The 16,648-nt window shown below is 69.5% G+C and carries 14 protein-coding genes; 6 read left to right on the top strand and 8 right to left on the bottom strand.

Annotated elements, in window-relative coordinates; all coding sequences use genetic code 11:
• Positions 1–8: 8 nt before the first annotated feature.
• Complete coding sequence (locus tag H2Q94_RS17810; protein ID WP_243788319.1) at positions 9–1,259, bottom strand: acyl-CoA dehydrogenase family protein; 1,251 nt, start codon at positions 1,257–1,259, stop codon at positions 9–11.
• 269 nt (positions 1,260–1,528) lie between these two features.
• Here H2Q94_RS17810 and H2Q94_RS17805 point away from each other — a divergent pair, with 269 nt between their 5' ends.
• Complete coding sequence (locus H2Q94_RS17805; protein WP_243788318.1) at positions 1,529–3,124, top strand: SDR family oxidoreductase; 1,596 nt, start codon at positions 1,529–1,531, stop codon at positions 3,122–3,124.
• A gap of 141 nt (positions 3,125–3,265) precedes the next feature.
• Here H2Q94_RS17805 and H2Q94_RS17800 read toward each other — a convergent pair whose 3' ends face one another.
• Positions 3,266–4,429, bottom strand: coding sequence for an IS30 family transposase (locus tag H2Q94_RS17800; protein WP_243795630.1), 1,164 nt, complete (start codon positions 4,427–4,429; stop codon positions 3,266–3,268).
• A 417-nt stretch (positions 4,430–4,846) separates the two neighbouring features.
• On the opposite strand from H2Q94_RS17800, the gene H2Q94_RS17795 reads away from it, so the two are divergent.
• Complete coding sequence (locus H2Q94_RS17795) at positions 4,847–6,058, top strand: AGE family epimerase/isomerase (protein ID WP_243788317.1); 1,212 nt, start codon at positions 4,847–4,849, stop codon at positions 6,056–6,058.
• Positions 6,059–6,342: 284 nt separating this feature from the next.
• The gene (locus H2Q94_RS17790; RefSeq protein ID WP_243788316.1) at positions 6,343–7,365 is read left to right on the top strand and encodes an NAD-dependent formate dehydrogenase; all 1,023 of its coding nucleotides are present in this window, start codon (positions 6,343–6,345) and stop codon (positions 7,363–7,365) included.
• A gap of 246 nt (positions 7,366–7,611) precedes the next feature.
• Here H2Q94_RS17790 and H2Q94_RS17785 read toward each other — a convergent pair whose 3' ends face one another.
• The 3 genes from H2Q94_RS17785 to H2Q94_RS17775 form a co-directional block, all read right to left on the bottom strand.
• Positions 7,612–9,111, bottom strand: a complete 1,500-nt coding sequence (locus H2Q94_RS17785; protein ID WP_243788315.1) for an aldehyde dehydrogenase family protein — start codon at positions 9,109–9,111, stop codon at positions 7,612–7,614.
• A 7-nt stretch (positions 9,112–9,118) separates the two neighbouring features.
• On the bottom strand, positions 9,119–10,261 hold the full coding sequence (locus tag H2Q94_RS17780; RefSeq protein WP_243788314.1) for an acyl-CoA dehydrogenase family protein: 1,143 nt from the start codon (positions 10,259–10,261) through the stop codon (positions 9,119–9,121).
• Positions 10,262–10,521: 260 nt separating this feature from the next.
• Positions 10,522–11,724 carry a TetR/AcrR family transcriptional regulator gene (locus H2Q94_RS17775; RefSeq protein WP_243788313.1) on the bottom strand — a complete coding sequence of 401 codons (1,203 nt, stop codon included), beginning with the start codon at positions 11,722–11,724 and terminating at the stop codon, positions 10,522–10,524.
• 220 nt (positions 11,725–11,944) lie between these two features.
• On the opposite strand from H2Q94_RS17775, the gene H2Q94_RS17770 reads away from it, so the two are divergent.
• Both H2Q94_RS17770 and H2Q94_RS17765 read left to right on the top strand, forming a co-directional pair.
• Positions 11,945–12,913, top strand: coding sequence for an oxygenase MpaB family protein (locus tag H2Q94_RS17770; RefSeq protein WP_243788312.1), 969 nt, complete (start codon positions 11,945–11,947; stop codon positions 12,911–12,913).
• Complete coding sequence (locus tag H2Q94_RS17765; protein WP_243788311.1) at positions 12,910–13,506, top strand: sigma-70 family RNA polymerase sigma factor; 597 nt, start codon at positions 12,910–12,912, stop codon at positions 13,504–13,506. The genes H2Q94_RS17770 and H2Q94_RS17765 overlap by 4 nt, the downstream gene beginning before the upstream one ends.
• A 182-nt stretch (positions 13,507–13,688) precedes the next feature.
• Here H2Q94_RS17765 and H2Q94_RS17760 read toward each other — a convergent pair whose 3' ends face one another.
• Both H2Q94_RS17760 and H2Q94_RS17755 read right to left on the bottom strand, forming a co-directional pair.
• Positions 13,689–14,684 (bottom strand): IS481 family transposase, encoded by a 996-nt coding sequence (locus tag H2Q94_RS17760; RefSeq protein ID WP_243795475.1) that lies wholly within the window; start codon positions 14,682–14,684, stop codon positions 13,689–13,691.
• 128 nt (positions 14,685–14,812) lie between these two features.
• On the bottom strand, positions 14,813–15,190 hold the full coding sequence (locus H2Q94_RS17755; RefSeq protein WP_243788310.1) for a hypothetical protein: 378 nt from the start codon (positions 15,188–15,190) through the stop codon (positions 14,813–14,815).
• A gap of 33 nt (positions 15,191–15,223) precedes the next feature.
• On the opposite strand from H2Q94_RS17755, the gene H2Q94_RS17750 reads away from it, so the two are divergent.
• Positions 15,224–15,454, top strand: a complete 231-nt coding sequence (locus tag H2Q94_RS17750; RefSeq protein WP_243788309.1) for a substrate-binding domain-containing protein — start codon at positions 15,224–15,226, stop codon at positions 15,452–15,454.
• A gap of 78 nt (positions 15,455–15,532) precedes the next feature.
• On the opposite strand, the gene H2Q94_RS17745 is transcribed toward H2Q94_RS17750, so the two are convergent.
• Positions 15,533–16,573, bottom strand: coding sequence for an aldo/keto reductase (locus H2Q94_RS17745; protein WP_243788308.1), 1,041 nt, complete (start codon positions 16,571–16,573; stop codon positions 15,533–15,535).
• Positions 16,574–16,648: the final 75 nt, after the last annotated feature.

Raw genomic sequence — 16,648 nt, 5'->3', positions numbered from 1 at the left:
CACCCGCCTCAGCCCGTCCGCCTCGGACCGGCATAGCCGAACAGGTACCCGGCGATCTTGCGCAGCTGGATCTCCTCGGCGCCCTCGGTGATCCGATAGCGCCGGTGGTGGCGGTAGATGTGCTCGAACGGTTCGTGCCGGGTGTAGCCGAGCCCGCCGTGCACCTGCATCGCACGGTCGGCCGCGTCGCAGACCAGCCGATTCGCGCGGTAGTTGCACATCGAGACCCGGTCGCTGATCTGGTAATGCGGGGTGCGGTCGAGCTCCCACGCGGTGCGCTGCACGAGCGTGCGCACCAGCGCCGCCTCGGTGTGCAGCTCCACCAGCGGCCACTGCACGGCTTGGCGTTGCGCGAGCGGCTGCCCGAAGGTGATCCGGTCGCGGGCGTAGGCGACGCTGCGGTCGATGCAGAACTGCGCGGCCCCCACTCCGGAAGCGGCCTGCCGGATCCGGTTCTCGTGCACGAAGTGCTGGGCCAGCGCGAGCCCGGCGCCCACCTCGCCGAACACCGCCGAGCCGGGGACTCGCACGTCCCGCAGCGTCACCTCGGCGTGATCGGTGGGCATGTTCAACGTCCACCAGTGGAAGTCGACGGAGAAGCCGGGCGCGTCGGTGGGCACGATGAACGCGGTGATGCCCCGCGCGCCGTCGCCGGAGGTGCGGGCGAAGATCACGTCGTGGGTCGCGGAGTGCAGTCCGGAGTTGAACCGCTTGCCGCCGTTGATGATCCAGTCGTCACCGTCGCGGACGGCCGTGGTCTCCAGCCAGGTCGCGTCGCTGCCGTGGTCGGGTTCGGTGAGCCCGAACGCGACCCGCTTGCGATGCGTGATCATTCCTTCGATGAACTCGTGGCGCTGCGCTTCGGTGCCGAATTCCAGGAACATGTGCACGAACGGGAAGTTGCCGACCACTGAGGACTCGTTCTGCAGATCGTTGTGCAGCCCGAGTCCTTTCGCGGCGAGGTGCTCGCGGATCACGGCCATGTCGAGGTTGTTGCCGCCGCTGCCGCCGACGGACTCCGGCAGGCCGTAGCGCAGCCATCCGGCCGCGTCCGCTCGGCGGAACATCTCCGCCAGCAACGCCTCCCACTCGGGGTGCGGAGTGCCGCCCGCTTCGACGTCGGTGCGGGCGAATTCCCGGCGGTGGTCGAAGAAGCGCGCGTTGTCGTCCTGTTCTTGCAGCGGCCGGATCTCGGAGTCGACGAAGGTGTCGAGTTCGCCGAGCAATCGCACCAGCTCGTCCGGCAGGGTGAAGTCCATCGCTCTCCTCGGTGCTCGTGCAAGCAGGCGGCCGTCCGGGACCGCGGATCGGAGGACGGTGGCGAGACCGTCCCTGGAGCGAACGGGATCCGACGATACGACTACCGCCCGCCGCCGACAAGGACGATCTCGCGAGTGTCCCTTGTGGACTTCGGATGCCGTAGCAGTCAGTCTTGACTGCCCGTGTGGGCTGGGATTACGGTGACGAGAACCCGTGCGCAGCCGCAGGTGGTGGCCGTGTTGCACGGCCCCGCATGCGAGGAGGAGCCTTGACCGATCCTGCGCAGCAGCGCGTGTCCTGCACCATCGCCGACGGGGTGGCGCAGGTGCGGTTGAACCGGCCGGACAAGCTCAACGCGCTCGACCCGGAGATGTTCAGCGCACTGGCCGAGACCGGCATGCGACTGCACGCGGAGCCGCGGGTGCGGGCCGTGGTGCTCAGCGGCGAGGGGCGATCGTTCTGCGCGGGCCTGGACTTCGAATCTTTCCGCGCCATGGCGGGCGGCGACGGCCTCGGTGGCCACACCCCGCATCCGCCGATCGGGCCTGCGAAGGCACTCGGTCAGCAGGCCGTGCACGTGTGGCGTCACCTGCGGGTTCCGGTGATCGCCGCCGTCCACGGCGTGGCCTACGGCGGCGGACTGCAGGTGGCGTTGGGGGCGGACATCAGAATCGTCGGCCCCGAATCCCGGCTGTCCGTGCTGGAGATCAAATGGGGGCTCGTCCCGGACATGACCGGCACCCAAGTGCTGCCCGAACTCGTCGGCCGCGACGTGGCGAAGGAGCTGACCTTCACCGGCCGCATCGTCGGGGAGCGGAAGCCGTGTCGCTGGGCCTGGCAACGAAACTCGCCGACGACCCGGCAGCGGCGGCCCGCGAACTCGCGGCGGAGATCGCGAGCAAGAACCCGCACGCCGTGCGGCACGCGAAGCACCTGCTCGACGCCGCCGGTCGGGTCGATCTCGAAGAGGGCCTCGCCGCCGAACAGCGGGCGCTGGCCGCGCTGCTCGGCACTCCCAACCAGGTCGAAGCCGTGCAAGCCGCCTTCGGCGAGCGAACCCCCGAATTCACCGACCCGGACGGGAAAGACGATGCCTGAGTCCGCACCGTTCGACCTCGGCGGCCACGTCGCGCTGATCACCGGCGGCAACTCCGGAATCGGGCTGGCCATGGGCGACGCGCTCGCCGCCGCCGGCGCGGGTGTGTGCCTGTGGGGAACCAACGAGCAGCGCAACGCCGACGCCGCCGAACGACTCGGCCGTCACGGCACCGACGTGCTGGCCGTGCGCTGCGACGTCTCCGATGAGGACCAGGTCGGGCACGCCATGGCGCGGCTCGTCGACCACTTCGGGCGGCTCGACTCGTGCTTCGCCAACGCCGGGGTGGGCGGCGCGGGAACCCGGTTCCTGGAGACGGATCTGGCCGAGTTCCACCGCGTCACCAGCGTCAACCTGGACGGTGCGTTCCTCACCTTGCGCGCCGCCGCCGCTCGGATGGTGGAGCAGGGCGAAGGCGGCAGCCTCGTCGGCACGGCGAGCCTCGCCGCGGTGCAGGGTCAGCCGCGCGGGCAGGCGTACTCGGCGAGCAAGGGCGCCCTGATCGCGATGATCAAGTCCATCGCGATCGAGCTGTCCCGGCACCGGATCCGCGCCAACGCGGTGCTGCCCGGCTGGGTGAGCACGCCGATGGCCGACCCTGCGCTGAACTCGGAGCCGTTCCAGCGGCGCGTGCTGCCGCGCATGCCCGTCGGTCGGTGGGGCTCCCCGGACGACTTCGGCGCGCTCGCGGTCTACCTGGCAAGCCCTGCCAGCGCCTTCCACACCGCCGACACGATCACGCTCGACGGCGGCTACTCGGCCTTCTGACCCGGCACGCTCCGGGGCGGCGCCCGCCACCCGGCCCCACCGGTCGAAGGGACCTTTCACTCCGTATCGCCACTGGCGTGAAAGGTCCCTTCGACCGATAGGGGTGGGCGGATTCTTGTGGTGGTCGCAACGCCTGATGGTTTATGTGGTGGTGAGTAGATCACGGAGGCGTTGGGCTGGGGTGTGCCAGCCGAGTGTTTTGCGTGGTCGGTTGTTGAGTTGTTGGGCGACGTGTTCGAGGTCTTCGGGGCTGTGGATGCGGAGGTCGGTGCCTTTGGGGAAGTATTGGCGCAGGAGTCCGTTGGTGTTCTCGTTCGTTCCGCGTTGCCAGGGTGAGTGGGGGTCGCAGAAGTAGACCGGGACTCCGGTGGTGATGGTGAACTGTTTGTGTGCGGCCATTTCGCAGCCTTGGTCCCAGGTCAGGGAGCCGCGGAGGTGTTCGGGCAGGGTTTTGATCAGGGGGATCAGGACGTCGCGGACGGCTTCGGCGGTGTGTCTGCCGGGCAGGTGTCCGAGCAGGACGTAGCGGGTGGAGCGTTCGACCAGGGTCACGATCGCGCTTTCGTTGCGGGTGCCGACGATCAGGTCGCCTTCCCAGTGGCCGGGCACGGCCCGGTCTTCGATCTGTGGTGGGCGTTCGGAGATCATCACCATGTCGTCGAATCGGGGCGTGCGCTGTTCGGGGCTGCGGTGTAGTGCGCGGCGGGTGCGTCCGGTGCGCAGCGCGTCGGCGAGTTCGCGCCGTAACCCGCCTCGTGCCTGGATGTAGATGGCTTGGTAGATCGTTTCGGGACTCACCCGCATGCCTTCGTCGTCGGGGAACTCGGTGACCAGAGCGTGACAGATTTGCTCTGGTGACCATCGTTGCTGCAGGCCGGCGGTGACGTAGTCGCGTAACGGGCCGTGTTGGGCGAGTTTGGAGGCCTTCGGGCGTGCGCGGCTGGCGGCCCATGCCCGCTGCGCCCGGTGCGGCTGATATTCGCCGGCGACGCTGCGGTTGTCGATCTCGCGTTTGACCGTGGAGGGCGACCGGCCCAAAACACGCCCGATCGCCCGCAACGACTCGCCCTGCCGCCACAAGTCAGCGATCGTTTCCCGTTCCGTCACCGTCAAAAACCGGGGGTGCAGCTCAGCTTCGACCACCGCCAACGACAACACTGATCCACTAGTCACAGCGGTGTTGTAGTCGATCCTGTGCCCGTCCGGGTGCACCCGGGCATCACCGATCTTGCGGATCCCCCGATCCCAATCAGCGGCAGTGCGCACATGCACCCCGACCCGTGCCGCAGCATCCCGCCTCGACACCCCGGACCCACGCAACTCGTCGTAGACCGCCCGGCCGGGATGCCCACGCCTGCCCGGTTTCCCACGACCACGAACACCCGCCCTCTTCGCCCACCCGAACGCCGTCGCAGGAGCCACCCCGGCCACCCGAGCAGCACCCGCAATACAGCCCCCTTCACCCTCCAACACCTCGAAAAACCACGCCTTCAACCCCGCAACAACCACGACCCCCACAACCCCTCAAATCCAAGGCGTTGCAAGGACCGCTAGAACCCGGGCGAATGAGGCATTCACCTCAGGTGTCCGCAGGCCCGGCGGGCGCGTGGTGTCCGGGTGATTCGCTGTGCAAGGCTGGTCGTCCGAACCACTGGCCGTCCCGCGCGGGACCGGCCGGATCGAAGGTGGGCAGCGCGCCCGAATCGTCGGAAGGTAGCCGTCGTGACTGAGCAATCGCAGGCGTTCGTGCCGGAATGGGTGCGTGCCGAGCCGGAACGGGTACTCGCGTTCGCCGGGGACGCGGCCCACCCGGACGGTGGTTTCGCTTGGCTGGACTCCGCCGGTGCGCCGGTGCCGGAGCGGCCGGTGGAAACGTGGATCACCTGCCGCACCACGCACGTGCTCGCGCTCGCCGTCGCACGAGGCCGGGACGGTGCGCGGCCGCGCGTCGAGCACGGCGTCGCCGCGCTGCGCGGACTGCTGCACGACGACGAGAACGGCGGCTGGTTCGCCTCCGCGACCGCGGCCGGACCGGTCGCCGACCACAAGGGCGCCTACGAGCACGCCTTCGTCCTGCTGGCCGCCGCCAGCGCCGCCGCGATCGGCGCCGAAGGCGGACGCGAACTGCTCGACGAGGCGCTCGAAGTGTTCGATTCCCGCTTCTGGCAAGAAGAGTTCGGCCTCGTCGCCGACTCCTGGGACCGCACCTGGAGCGAGCTGGAACCCTATCGGGGCGTCAACGCCAACATGCACACCGTGGAGGCGCTGCTGGCGGCCGCCGACGTGACCGGTGATCGCCGCTGGTCCGACCGCGCCGCGCGCATCGTGGAGAACGTCGTCCACGGCTTCGCCCGCGCGAACGACTGGCGGCTGCCCGAGCACTTCGACCCGAACTGGAACGTGCGGCTCGACTACAACCGGGACAAGCCCGCCGACCAGTTCCGCCCGTACGGAGTGACCATCGGGCACCTGCTGGAGTGGTCCCGCCTCGCGCTGCACGTCCGGCACGCGCTGGGCGCGGAGGCCCCCGCCTGGCTGCTCGACGACGCTCGGGCGTTGTTCGCGACCGCGGTCCGCGACGGTTGGAACGTGGACGGCGCCGAGGGCTTCGTCTACACCACGGACTTCGACGGCGCCCCGGTCGTGCGCAACCGGCTGCACTGGGTGATCGCCGAGTCCTTGGCGACCGCCTGGGCACTGCACCAGGCGACCGGCGACGAGGAGTACGCCCGCTGGTTCGCCACCTGGGCCGAGCACGCCGAGCACCACTTCGTGGACCGCGAACTCGGCTCCTGGCACCACGAACTCGACGAGCACAACCAGCCCGCCGCCACGGTCTGGGAGGGCAAGCCCGACCTGTACCACGCGTACCAGGCCACCCTGCTCCCGCAGCTCCCGCCCGCGGCCTCCTTCATCGGAGCCGTCACCGCCTGACCTCGCTTCGGCCCGCGGGCTCGACCGGCGTCGAGTCCGCGGACGGGGGTGAACGGCGGTCGGCGCAACATCTCTGTCGCTCAAATGGCTTCAGTGTCCAGTGAAATCAATCCCGGGGCCGAGGCAACACCGCAGCGGAGGAGAGGCGCGGCGAGCGCCGGCCGTTGTGCTCCGGACCGGCGGGATCGGACCGATCGGCGCTCGACCGTCCGCGGGCCGGTGTTGATCGGCGAGGTGCGGGTAACCGGTGGGCGTCGAGGACACCGACGCTGAAGGAGACGGCCGTGAAATTCGTTGCTGTGCTCTACCCCGGCCCCACCGAACGGCACGTCGACCACTCCGGTCTGGAACTGCTCGGCAGCACCGAGGGAGCCTTGGGCTTGGCGAAGATGCTGGAGGCCGAAGGGCACGAGCTCGTCGTTCTCAGCGACCGGGACCGCGCGCGGGAGCACCTCGTGGACGCCGACGCGTTCATCACGACCCCGTTCTGGCCGACGTACCTGTCCGCGGACGACCTGCGCGGTGCGCGGCGCCTCAGGCTCGTCCTGACCGCCGGGGTCGGCTCCGACCACGTCGACACCGATACCGCCGTCGAGCTCGGCATCACCGTCGCCGAGGTCACCGGCAGCAACGTGGTCAGCGTCGCCGAGCACGCGGTGATGCAACTGCTCACCCTGGTGCGCAACTACATCCCCGCCTACCAGCAGGTGGTGGACGGCAGGTGGGACATCGCCGACATCGCGGCCGGCTCCCACGACATCGAGGACAAGACCGTCGGCATCATCGGCATGGGCCAGATCGGGCAGCGGATCGCGCTGCGGCTCAAGGGATTCGACGTGAAGGTCCTCTACAACACCAAGCACCGCCGCAGCACCACCCAGGAAGCGGTGTTCGGCGCGCGGTTCAAGCACCTCGACGATCTGGTGGCGCAGTCCGACGCGATCGTGCTGTCCTGCCCGCTGACCGCGGAGACGAAGGGGCTGTTCGACGAGCAGCGGTTGCGGTCCATGCGGCCCGGATCGTGGCTGGTGAACATCGCGCGCGGCCAAATCGTGGACACCGACGCGCTGGTGGACGTGCTCGAAAGCGGGCACCTCGGCGGTTACGCCGGCGACGTCTGGTACCCGCAGCCCGCCCCGGCGGACCACCCGTGGCGCACCATGCCCGGTCACGCGATGACACCGCATGTCTCCGGAACCACCCTGGAAGCCCAACAGCGCTACGCGGCGGGAATCCAGGATTCGGTGCGCCGCTTCCTCGACGGCGAGCCGATCCAGGAGGACTACGTGGTGGCTCAGCCCAGCTGATCCCTCCAGCGCGGCGAAACGCTCCTTGATGAGTGAACGGACCGTTCGTCCAATCCAGTTGGACGAACGGTCCGTTCACTCCCGGATCCGGTGCCGCCGAGGCCGACGCGGCGGCCGCGATCGTGCGGTTCGGTTCGGAGTGAACGGACCGTTCGCCTCATCGGATTGGACGAACGGTCCGTTCACTCCGAAAAAGCGCCCGCCCGCGAAGTCGCTAGGCGCGCACTACGCCCGCGTCGCGCGGCGTCACTTGGCGCGGCCGTGGCGGAAGGCGACGATGCGCTTGATCGTGCGCATCGTCGACGCGGTGCGGTCGAAGCTCATCAGCGCCATGCCGGGCAGCGCGAACCGCTGCCGCGTCAGCGAGTGCGAGCGGCTGAACTCCAACAATCCCTCCGCACCGTGGATGCGCCCGAAGCCGGAATCGCCGACCCCGCCGAACGGCAACGACGACACGCCGGCGAACCCGAGCACCGCGTTGACCGAGGTCGCCCCGGCCCGGATGCGCCGCGCGATGTCCAGGCCGTGCTTGCGGGAGAACACCGTGGCCGCCAGGCCGTACTCGGTGGCGTTGGTCAGCCGCACCGCTTCGTCGACGGACTCCACGGTGCGCACCGTGACCGTCGGCCCGAACGTTTCCTCCCGCACCGCGGCGGAGTCCTCGTCGGCGTCGACCAGCAGCACCGGGTCCACGTACGGCGCTCGCACCGAGTCCGCGCCGCCGACGACGGCCGTGGCCCCGTTGGCCAGCGCGTCGTCGATGTGCCCGCGCACGATGTCCACTTGCGACGGCACCGTCATCGGCCCGTAGTCGGTGCCCGCCCGCACCTGGCGCAGCCGACGCTCCACCTCCGCGAGGAACGGTTCGCGCACCGAGCGGACCACGTAGATCCGCTCCACTCCGACGCAGGTCTGGCCGCTGTTGGACACGGCTCCCCACACCGCGGCGTCGGCGGCGGCGCGCACGTCGGCGTCCGCGGCGACGATCAACGCGTCCTTGCCGCCGCACTCCACCAGCACCGGAGTAAGCGACTCCGCGCACGAGGCCATGATCTTCTTCCCGGTGGCGGTCGAGCCGGTGAACGCGAGCTTGTCCACCCCGGCCCGGCACAGCGCCGCACCGGTCGCGCCGTCGCCCTGGATCACCTCGAGGACTCCGGCCGGCGCCTCGGGGTTCGCCGCGGCGAACGCCTCGGCGTAGAACCTCCCCACGGCAGGGGTGTGCTCACTGGGCTTGAACACCACCGCGTTGCCCGCTGCCAGCGCGTACGCGATCGAGCCGTTCGGCGTGAACAGCGGGTAGTTCCACGGCCCGATCACGCCGACCACGCCCAACGGGCGTTGCTCGACCGACGCCGCGTGGTTGGCCATCAGCAATCCCGGCGACACCGACCGCGTCCGGAGCACGGACCGGGCGTGCTTGGCCGCCCACCGGATGTGCTCCAAGGTGAGCGTGAGCTCCAGGTAGGCGTCGTCGTGCGGCTTGCCGTTCTCGGACCGGGTGAGTTCGGCGAGTTCCTCGGCGTGCCGGGTCAGGTGCGCGGCCCACCGGAGCAGGTGCCGCTCGCGGTCCCGGAAGCTCAGCCCGCTCCACCAGACGGCGGCCTCGCGTGCCCGGCCGACGGCGGCGGCGACCTGCTGCGGGCCATCGACGTCGAACTCGGCCACCAGCGTGCCGTCGGCGGGATTGGTGGAGCGCAGCCGATCGGTGGTGATGCCGGTGGCGGACGTCGTCGTCTCGGTCATTGGTCCCTCACAGCCCGTAGGTCTTGCCGATGATGTCGCGCTGGATCTCGCTGGTCCCTCCGTACACTGTGGACACAACGGTGGAGCGCAGCAGCGCCTCCATGCCGTATTCGGTGGCGTAGCCGTATCCGCCGAGCATCTGCATGCCCTCCAGCGACACGTGCTTGGCGAGCTCGGTGCACTTGAGCTTCGCCATCGACGCCTCGCGGGGGAAGGTCTTGTCCGGTTCCGCGTCGATCTGCCGGGCCACGTCGTCGAGCAGCAGGCGGGCGCACTCCAATTCCGTTGCCATGTCGGCGATCCGGTGCCGCAGCGCTTGGAAGGTGCCGATGGGCCTGCCGAACTGCTCGCGTTCCTTCACGTAGGCGACGGTGTCGTCGAACGCGCGGCGCGCGGTGCCCAGCATCAGCGCCGCCAGGATCATCCGTTCCAGGTTCAGCCCCGCCATGAGCTGCTTCCAGCCCTGGTCCACGGTTCCGACCACCGCGTCGTCGGGCAGGAAGCAGTCGGTGAAGTACAGGTCGTTGACCTCGCGCCCGCCCATCGTGTCGATGCCGTGGATCTCCAGGCCGGGCGCGTCGGTGGGCACCATGAACTGGGTGAGGCCTTCGTGCTTGGTGCCTCCGGGCGTGGTGCGGACGGTGAGCAGGATGTGATCGGAGATGTGCGCGTTGGAGCACCACGTCTTCTGCCCGTTGATCACCCAGCCGCCGTCGCGCCGCTCGGCCTTGCAGCTGAGCGCGCCCACATCGGATCCGGCGCCCGGTTCGGACATGGAGACCGCTTCGAGGCGGCCCGCGACGACACCTTCGAGGACGGTGCGCTTCTGCTTCTCCGAGCCGAATTTCGCGTAGGCCGCTGCGGAGATGATGGTGGTCGCGAAACCGCCGATCGGGGCGCGGCCGTACGCGGTCTCCTCCAGGAACAGGCACAGCTCGGTCATGCCGAGTCCGGCGCCGCCGTACTCCTCCGGGATGTACACGCCCAGCCAGTCCAGCTCGGCCATCTTGCCGTAGAGGTCCTGGTTGTGCGGGTGCTCGCCGTTTCCGGTGAGTTCGTCGCGCTGCTGCTTGGTGCCGCACTCGCGACGGCAGAATTCGGCGATCGCCTGGACGAAGTCGCGTCGCTCGTCGCTGAGGACTCGAGGCATGGGTGTCGTTCCTTCCGGGATGGTCTGCGCGGGGCCGGACGTAGTCCCTGGGGGAGTGGACGGCGGCGGCCGCCCGCCGGGTGGCCGCCGCTGCGAGCACTGTAAATCGCGATTAACTTAGTGGCAAGAAACGATCCGGCAACCAGGTGAAACAAGCGGAATTGGGGAGGATCTGCTGCCGGAACGCGCGGCATTGAGGTGCGAGTGCTGCTTCACAACTCACCGAGTCGGATTCGTGGCCGCGACCAAGGGCGATCGGGTCAGGCGGAATGCAGGACGTCCAAGGCGAGGTGGGCGGCCTGTTCGGGGGCGGCCAGCGGTGTGGTCGGCATCGCCAGATCGTTGATCACGTTCAGCGCCGCTTGCACCGTGACCTGCGGGTGGCGTGCGCCGGGCCGCACCTGCCCGGTCAGCGTCACCCACTGCCGGATGTGGTCGCGCTGGGCACGTCGCAGGGCGTGCCGGTCGTCGGTGGGCAGATTCCGGTACTCCGACAGGTAAATCGCGAGCAGATCCCGGTTGCCGAAGGCGAAATCGATGTAGGCGCCGACGAGCCCGCGCAGCGCGGTCGCGGCGTCGCCCGCGTCGTCCAAGGCCTGTCCGGTGGCCACCGCGAGCCGGTCGGCGGCGCGGTAGTACACGGCGGCGAGCAGATCGGCCTTGCCGCTGAAGTGGCGGTAGACGCTGGAGGCGTTGATGCCTGCGGCGGTGCCGATCTCTTCCATGCTCACCGTGTGGAAACCCTGCTTGCGGAACAGGGGCACGGCGGCGGCGAGCAGCTTCTCGCGGCGAGCCGCCAGCGTGGAAACGGCGGGGCCGACGGGTGCGACCGGAGTGCGCGGCGCCGCGGGCGGATCGGCCGCCAGCACGACGGAGGCCGCCGAGCGCAACGTTTCCTCGGCGGCCCGGTCGCTGAGCGCCACCCGGTGCGTGGACCAGCTGGCGACGGCGCTGAGCGCGGCCGAAGCCTGCAGCCGGGCAGTGGTCTCCGGCAGTTCCGGGCGCACGGCGCCGAGTCGATGAGCGACCACGGAGATCAGCGTTCGCAGCGAGCGCGCCACCTCGGCGCGATCACCGTCGGCGAGGTGGCGGGCTTCCCACTGGTAGAGCCGGATGCTGCCGCGGCGGCGCACCACGAGTGCGGTGACCGCTCGTACCACGGCGCGGAGCTTCTCCTCGTCGCTGCCGGGTGCGGCGTCGGCCTCCTGCGCGCAGGAGCTGAGCGCGGCGGCGAACTCGCGGGCGGCGTGCGCCAGGATTCCTTGTTTGTTGGGGAAGTGCCGGTAGATCGCCGGGCCGGTGATCCCGGCGGCCGAGGCGATCTCGCCGAGCCCGACGCCGTGGTAACCGCGTTCGCTGAACAGTTCGGCGGCGATGGCCGAGATCTGCGCCTTGCGGTCGTCGGTGCGCAGCCGGGACGAGGCGGCCCCGGCCTTGGTGCTCCGAGTGCCCGGAGATGCCATGAGTGATACCTCCGTTGCTCGAAGCGCGGTCGGGTGCCGACCTTACACTTGCACGCTTTGCCCGCCAGGGGCGAGCGCAGGCGTTCTTGACGGTCTTCGCCGGGGGTGCTTATGTTAATCGTAATTCGCATCGCATCGGGCGGATGAGGGCACGTCGGATTGCTCGGGTGCTCGGTGCGCCGACCCTTCCCCGGATCACCGTCGATCGTGGAGGCGCGCAATGAAGGACACCGTCGAGAACAGGCGGCCCCTCGGAGCGGACTCGGTGACGTGGCGCAGATTCGGCCACCTACCCGGCCTGTTCCTGGCGGGCACGGGACTTCTGCTGCAAGTCGCGCACCCCGTGGTGGGCGCGGGCGTGCTGGAGCACTCCGAGTTCAAGTCAGCGCCTTGGCGGCGTGCGGTGCGCACCCACCTGTCGACCATGCGGTTCATCTACGGCATGCGACCCGGTGCCGCGTACGAGGGCGACCGGCTGCGCGAGCTGCACAAGGACATCAAGGGCGTCGACGGCGCAGGCCGCCGCTACCACGCGCTCAACCCCGAGGCTTACGCGTGGGTGCACTTCACGCTCGCCCAGTTCATGGTCGACACGGCCCGGGTGTTCGGTGACCCGATGACCGCCGAGGAGACCGAGCGGATGTGGCAGGAGTTCCGCGAAGTCGGCCGCGCGCTGCACATCAAGGACCACCACCTGCCCGCTGATTGGGCCGCCGCGCAGGACTGGTTCCACCGGATCGTCCGCGATCGGCTGGAGGCGACGGAATCGACCAGGGACGTGCTGGCGGAACTGACCCATCCGGCGCCGCCGTCGAAGTGGATCCCGCCCCCGCTGTGGAACCTGTTCGCGCGACCGGCCGGGAAGATCATGTGGCTGACCACCGTCGGCGGTCTGCCGCCGGAACTCCGGGAACGGTTGGGCATCGGCTGGACCGAGGCCGACCAGCGCAGGCTTCGCCGGCTGGGGCGCGTCGTGGGCCGCACGGTGCGGGTGCTGCCGTGGCCGCTCCAGTACACGCCGTTCGCGGTGGTCGCCATCGTCGGCGACCGGTGGCGCACCGGGGCGCGCTTGTTACCGGCACCGGCCGGATTTCCCGCCGCCTCGGAGGCGAACCGCGCGGCGGCTCCGGCGGCAGAACCGGTCGATCGGTCCGCGGCGACCGATCAGCTCACCGGGAGGACGACATGACCGCCACGATGCGCGAACCGGACGCGTTGTCCGGAGACGCGGCGTGGCGACTGATCGAAGACGCCCAGCGCGGCGACACCGTCGCGTTCGGCAGGCTCTACGAGCGGTACCGGCACCTGGTCGGGAACTTCCTCTACGCGCGGATCACCGACTTCTCCACCGTCGAGGACCTGGTGCACGAGACGTTCGCCCGCGCGCTGCACAGCATCGGAACCGTGCGCCGCGGCAGCAACGACCCGGGCGCCTGGTTCGTCACCATCGCCCGGCACCTGCTGCTGGACCACGTGAAGTCGGCACGGCACCGTCGCGAGATCGTCACCGGCGACTTCGATCCGAACCGCTGCGGCACGGACACGCTGGAGGACCGGGTGCTGGATCGCCTGATGGCCGACCGGCTGTGGTCGCGGGCCGGCGACCTCAGCGAAGCGCAGCACCGTTGCCTCGTTCTTCGCTTCGCACACGGCCTGACGGTGGAACAGACGGCGGCACGGATGGGGCGCGACGGCGCCGCGGTGCGCGCACTCCAGTACCGCGCGGTCCGCAGGCTCGGCACGCTGCTCGAACAAGACTCCTGGGAACACACGCCAGGCTGAGGTACGGGCGGCAGCACGGAATGATCTTCGTCTGCTCAGCGGCGAAGCCGATGAGCAGTGACCACCGAAGTAAAAGGACCACCGGCGGGTGCTCAGTTGCTTCCTCGCGAGGACACCATTTTCCCTCCTGGCGCAGCCACTCGGGGAAATGATCCCGCAGCGAGGAAGCAACTGAGGTTCCGCTACCTGTTGTGTCTTGTGAGGTTGGGGACGCGGCTGGCGGGTGGGTGGCCGCCGAGTGCGGTGTGGCCGCGGTGGTGATTGTAGGTGTGGAGCCAGTGTGGGAGGGCGTTTCGGCGTTCGGTGTCGGAGAGGTAGAGCTGGGCGTAGGCCCATTCGTCGAGCAGGGTGCGGTTGTAGCGTTCGACTTTGCCGTTGGTTTGGGGTCGGTAGGGGCGGGTGCGGAGGTGTGTGATGCCGGCGGCGGTGAGTGTGGCGGTCCAGAGGTGGGAGCGGTAGCAGGAGCCGTTGTCGGTCAGTACTCGGAGCACGGTGATCCCGGCATCGGTGAAGAATGTGTGTGCTCGTTGCCAGAACGCGGCGGCGGTTTCGCGTGTCTCGTCGGGAAGGATTTCGGTGTAGGCAAGCCGCGAGTGGTCATCGACGGCGTTGTGCAGGTAGCTGTAGCCGATGGCGGGTTTCTTCCCGCCGGCGCGGCGGCGGTCGGTGACGGTGGCCTGGCTGTTGTGGCTGCCGGCCTGGCGGCCGAGGACTTTGCTGCCGCCGCCGTCGGGGACGTTGCCGACTTTCTTGATGTCGACGTGGACGAGGCCGCCGGGCTGCGGGTACTCGTAGCGGCGGATCACCCGCCCGGTGGCCCGGTCCAGGTGTGCGAGCCGGGCCAGCCTGTAGCGGCCCAAGACTCGGTGCACGGTAGCCGGGTTCAAGCCCAGCAAAAACGCGATCCGTGCCGGCCCCCACCGGCGGATCACCCGGACCTTGATGATCCGCCGCTCGGTGCGCGACGGAGTGCGCCGCGGACTGTGATGCGGACGCGAGGACCGGTCTGCCATCCCCGCCTCGCCCTCGGTGCGATACCGATCCGCCCACCGTTGCGCGGTGCTGGGCGAGACTTGGAAACGCTCAGCCGCACGCCGCAACGGCCAGCGATCGTCCACGACACACCGAGCCAGACGCAGCCTGCCCGTCTCAGTCAACGGAGCGTTACGGTGACACACGAGGACCTCCAGGTATTCGGTGCAGATGTCGTGATCCACACCGAACCCGGAGGTCCTCACTCATTCCAAGATCATCCGCCCCGTGTCCCCCGTTCACAACCTCCCGAGACACAACAGCTACCGGACACCTATGCAGGCCACCCCGAGAGTGCCGCGGCCGAATTCAGCTGTTCGGCCGCGACTTGGAGGCCTTCGAGTTGGCCCAGTTCCAGGTCCTCGTGCTCGATGTTCACCGCGATCGACGGGTCCACCTTCCCCAGCGCCCGCAGGAACCGGGTCCAGAATTCCTCGCCGTGGCCCCGGCCGACGGCCACGAACTCCCAGCTCGGGTCCTCCGGCCACCGGTTGAGCGTGTGTGGCCCGCCGAGCGAGGTGGCCTGTTCGGCGGGAACCCGGTGGAACCGGTCGTCGAGCACACCGTGCACCCGCCGGTTGGCTTCGTTGAGGCGGGTGTCCTTGGCGGCGGCGTGGCGCACGAGCGGCCCGAGGTGCTCCACAGCCGCCACCGGGTCGATGCCCTGCCAGAACAGGTGGCTCGGGTGGGGCGGGTGTCGGTCATCGGCTACGACGACAGCGCGCTCGCCCGGCTGTCCCACGTGGACCTGACGAGCGTGAGCCAGGAAGCGGCCGCGCAGGCTTCCCACGCCGTCGCGGCGGCGGTCGAACGACTCGACGGCGGCCGCGAGGAACCGCGTTCCCTGGTGGTACCGCCGAGGCCGGTGGTTCGCTCGACCACGGCCCCGCCGGCGGAGATCCCGGCAGCCGACTGAGGACGTCGTCCAGAGCGGTTTCCGGCTGCGCCGGTCGCCCCGCCGACCGGCGCGCTCACCGGTCGACGGGGCGGGCGATCAGCCGTGCAGTGCGCGGTCGGCGGCGCTGAACCGGTCCCGGGCGGCCGCGGACTGGTGCCAGTGCGGGTAGATCAGCCAGGGCGCGCTGACCTTGTCGAGCCGCTGGACCTCCTCATCGGTGAGGCTCACCTCGGCGGCCCCGAGGTTGTCCCGCAGCTGCTCGTCCTTGCGCGCACCCACCACCAGCGAGGTCACACCCGGCTTGTGCAGCAGGTACGCCAGCGAGATCTGCGCAGCCGAGACGTTGTGCGACGCGGCGATGTCCACCACGGCCTCGATGGTGTCGTAGAGCTTCTCCTCGTCGCGGATCGGCGGCTCGTTCCACTCCTGGGCGAGGTGCCTGCCCTCGGTGGCCTGCTGCCCGCGGCGGTACTTGCCGGACAGCAGCCCGCCCGCCAGCGGACTCCACACCAGCACGCCCAGGCCCTGGTCGATCGAGGCGGGGATCAGTTCGTACTCGGCGTCGCGGCTCTCCAGCGAGTAGTAGATCTGGTTGGCCACGAACCGCTGGTAGCCGAGCCGATCGGCCACCCCGAGCGCCTTGAGCAGCTGCCACCCGGCGTAGTTGGACACCCCGAGGTAGCGGACCTTGCCGGAGCGCACCAGCGCGTCCAGCGCTTCGAGGGTCTCCTCCAGCGGGGTCTGCCCGTCCCACTCGTGGACGTGGTAGAGGTCGATGTGGTCGGTGTCGAGCCGACGCAGGCTCGCCTCGGCCTGGGTGATGATGTGGTGGCGCGAGAGCCCCGCGTCGTTGGGACCGTCGCCCATCGGGAATCGCACCTTCGTGGACAGCAGCACGTTGTCGCGCTTGTTCGCGATCGCCTTGCCGACGATTTGCTCGGACAGTCCGTTCGAGTACATGTTCGCCGTGTCGATCAGGTTCACACCGGCGTCCAAACACATATCGATCTGCCGCGTGGCGCCGTCGACGTCGGTGTTGCCCAGGTCGCCGAATCTCCCTTCGCCGCCGAAGGTCATCGTTCCCAGGGTCAGCGTCGAGACACGCAGTCCGGATCGTCCCAGCTGGCGGTACTCCACTGTTGTTCCTCCTGTCGGCGCTGCGGACCGGTCACGGTCCCATTGAACAACGATCAGCCCGCGCTCGTTTGTTCC

The sequence above is a fragment of the Saccharopolyspora gloriosae genome, from assembly GCF_022828475.1.
GTDB lineage: Bacteria > Actinomycetota > Actinomycetes > Mycobacteriales > Pseudonocardiaceae > Saccharopolyspora_C > Saccharopolyspora_C gloriosae_A.
The sequence above is the reverse complement of the archived record's forward strand: the minus strand, read 5'-3'. Positions and strand labels throughout refer to the sequence as shown.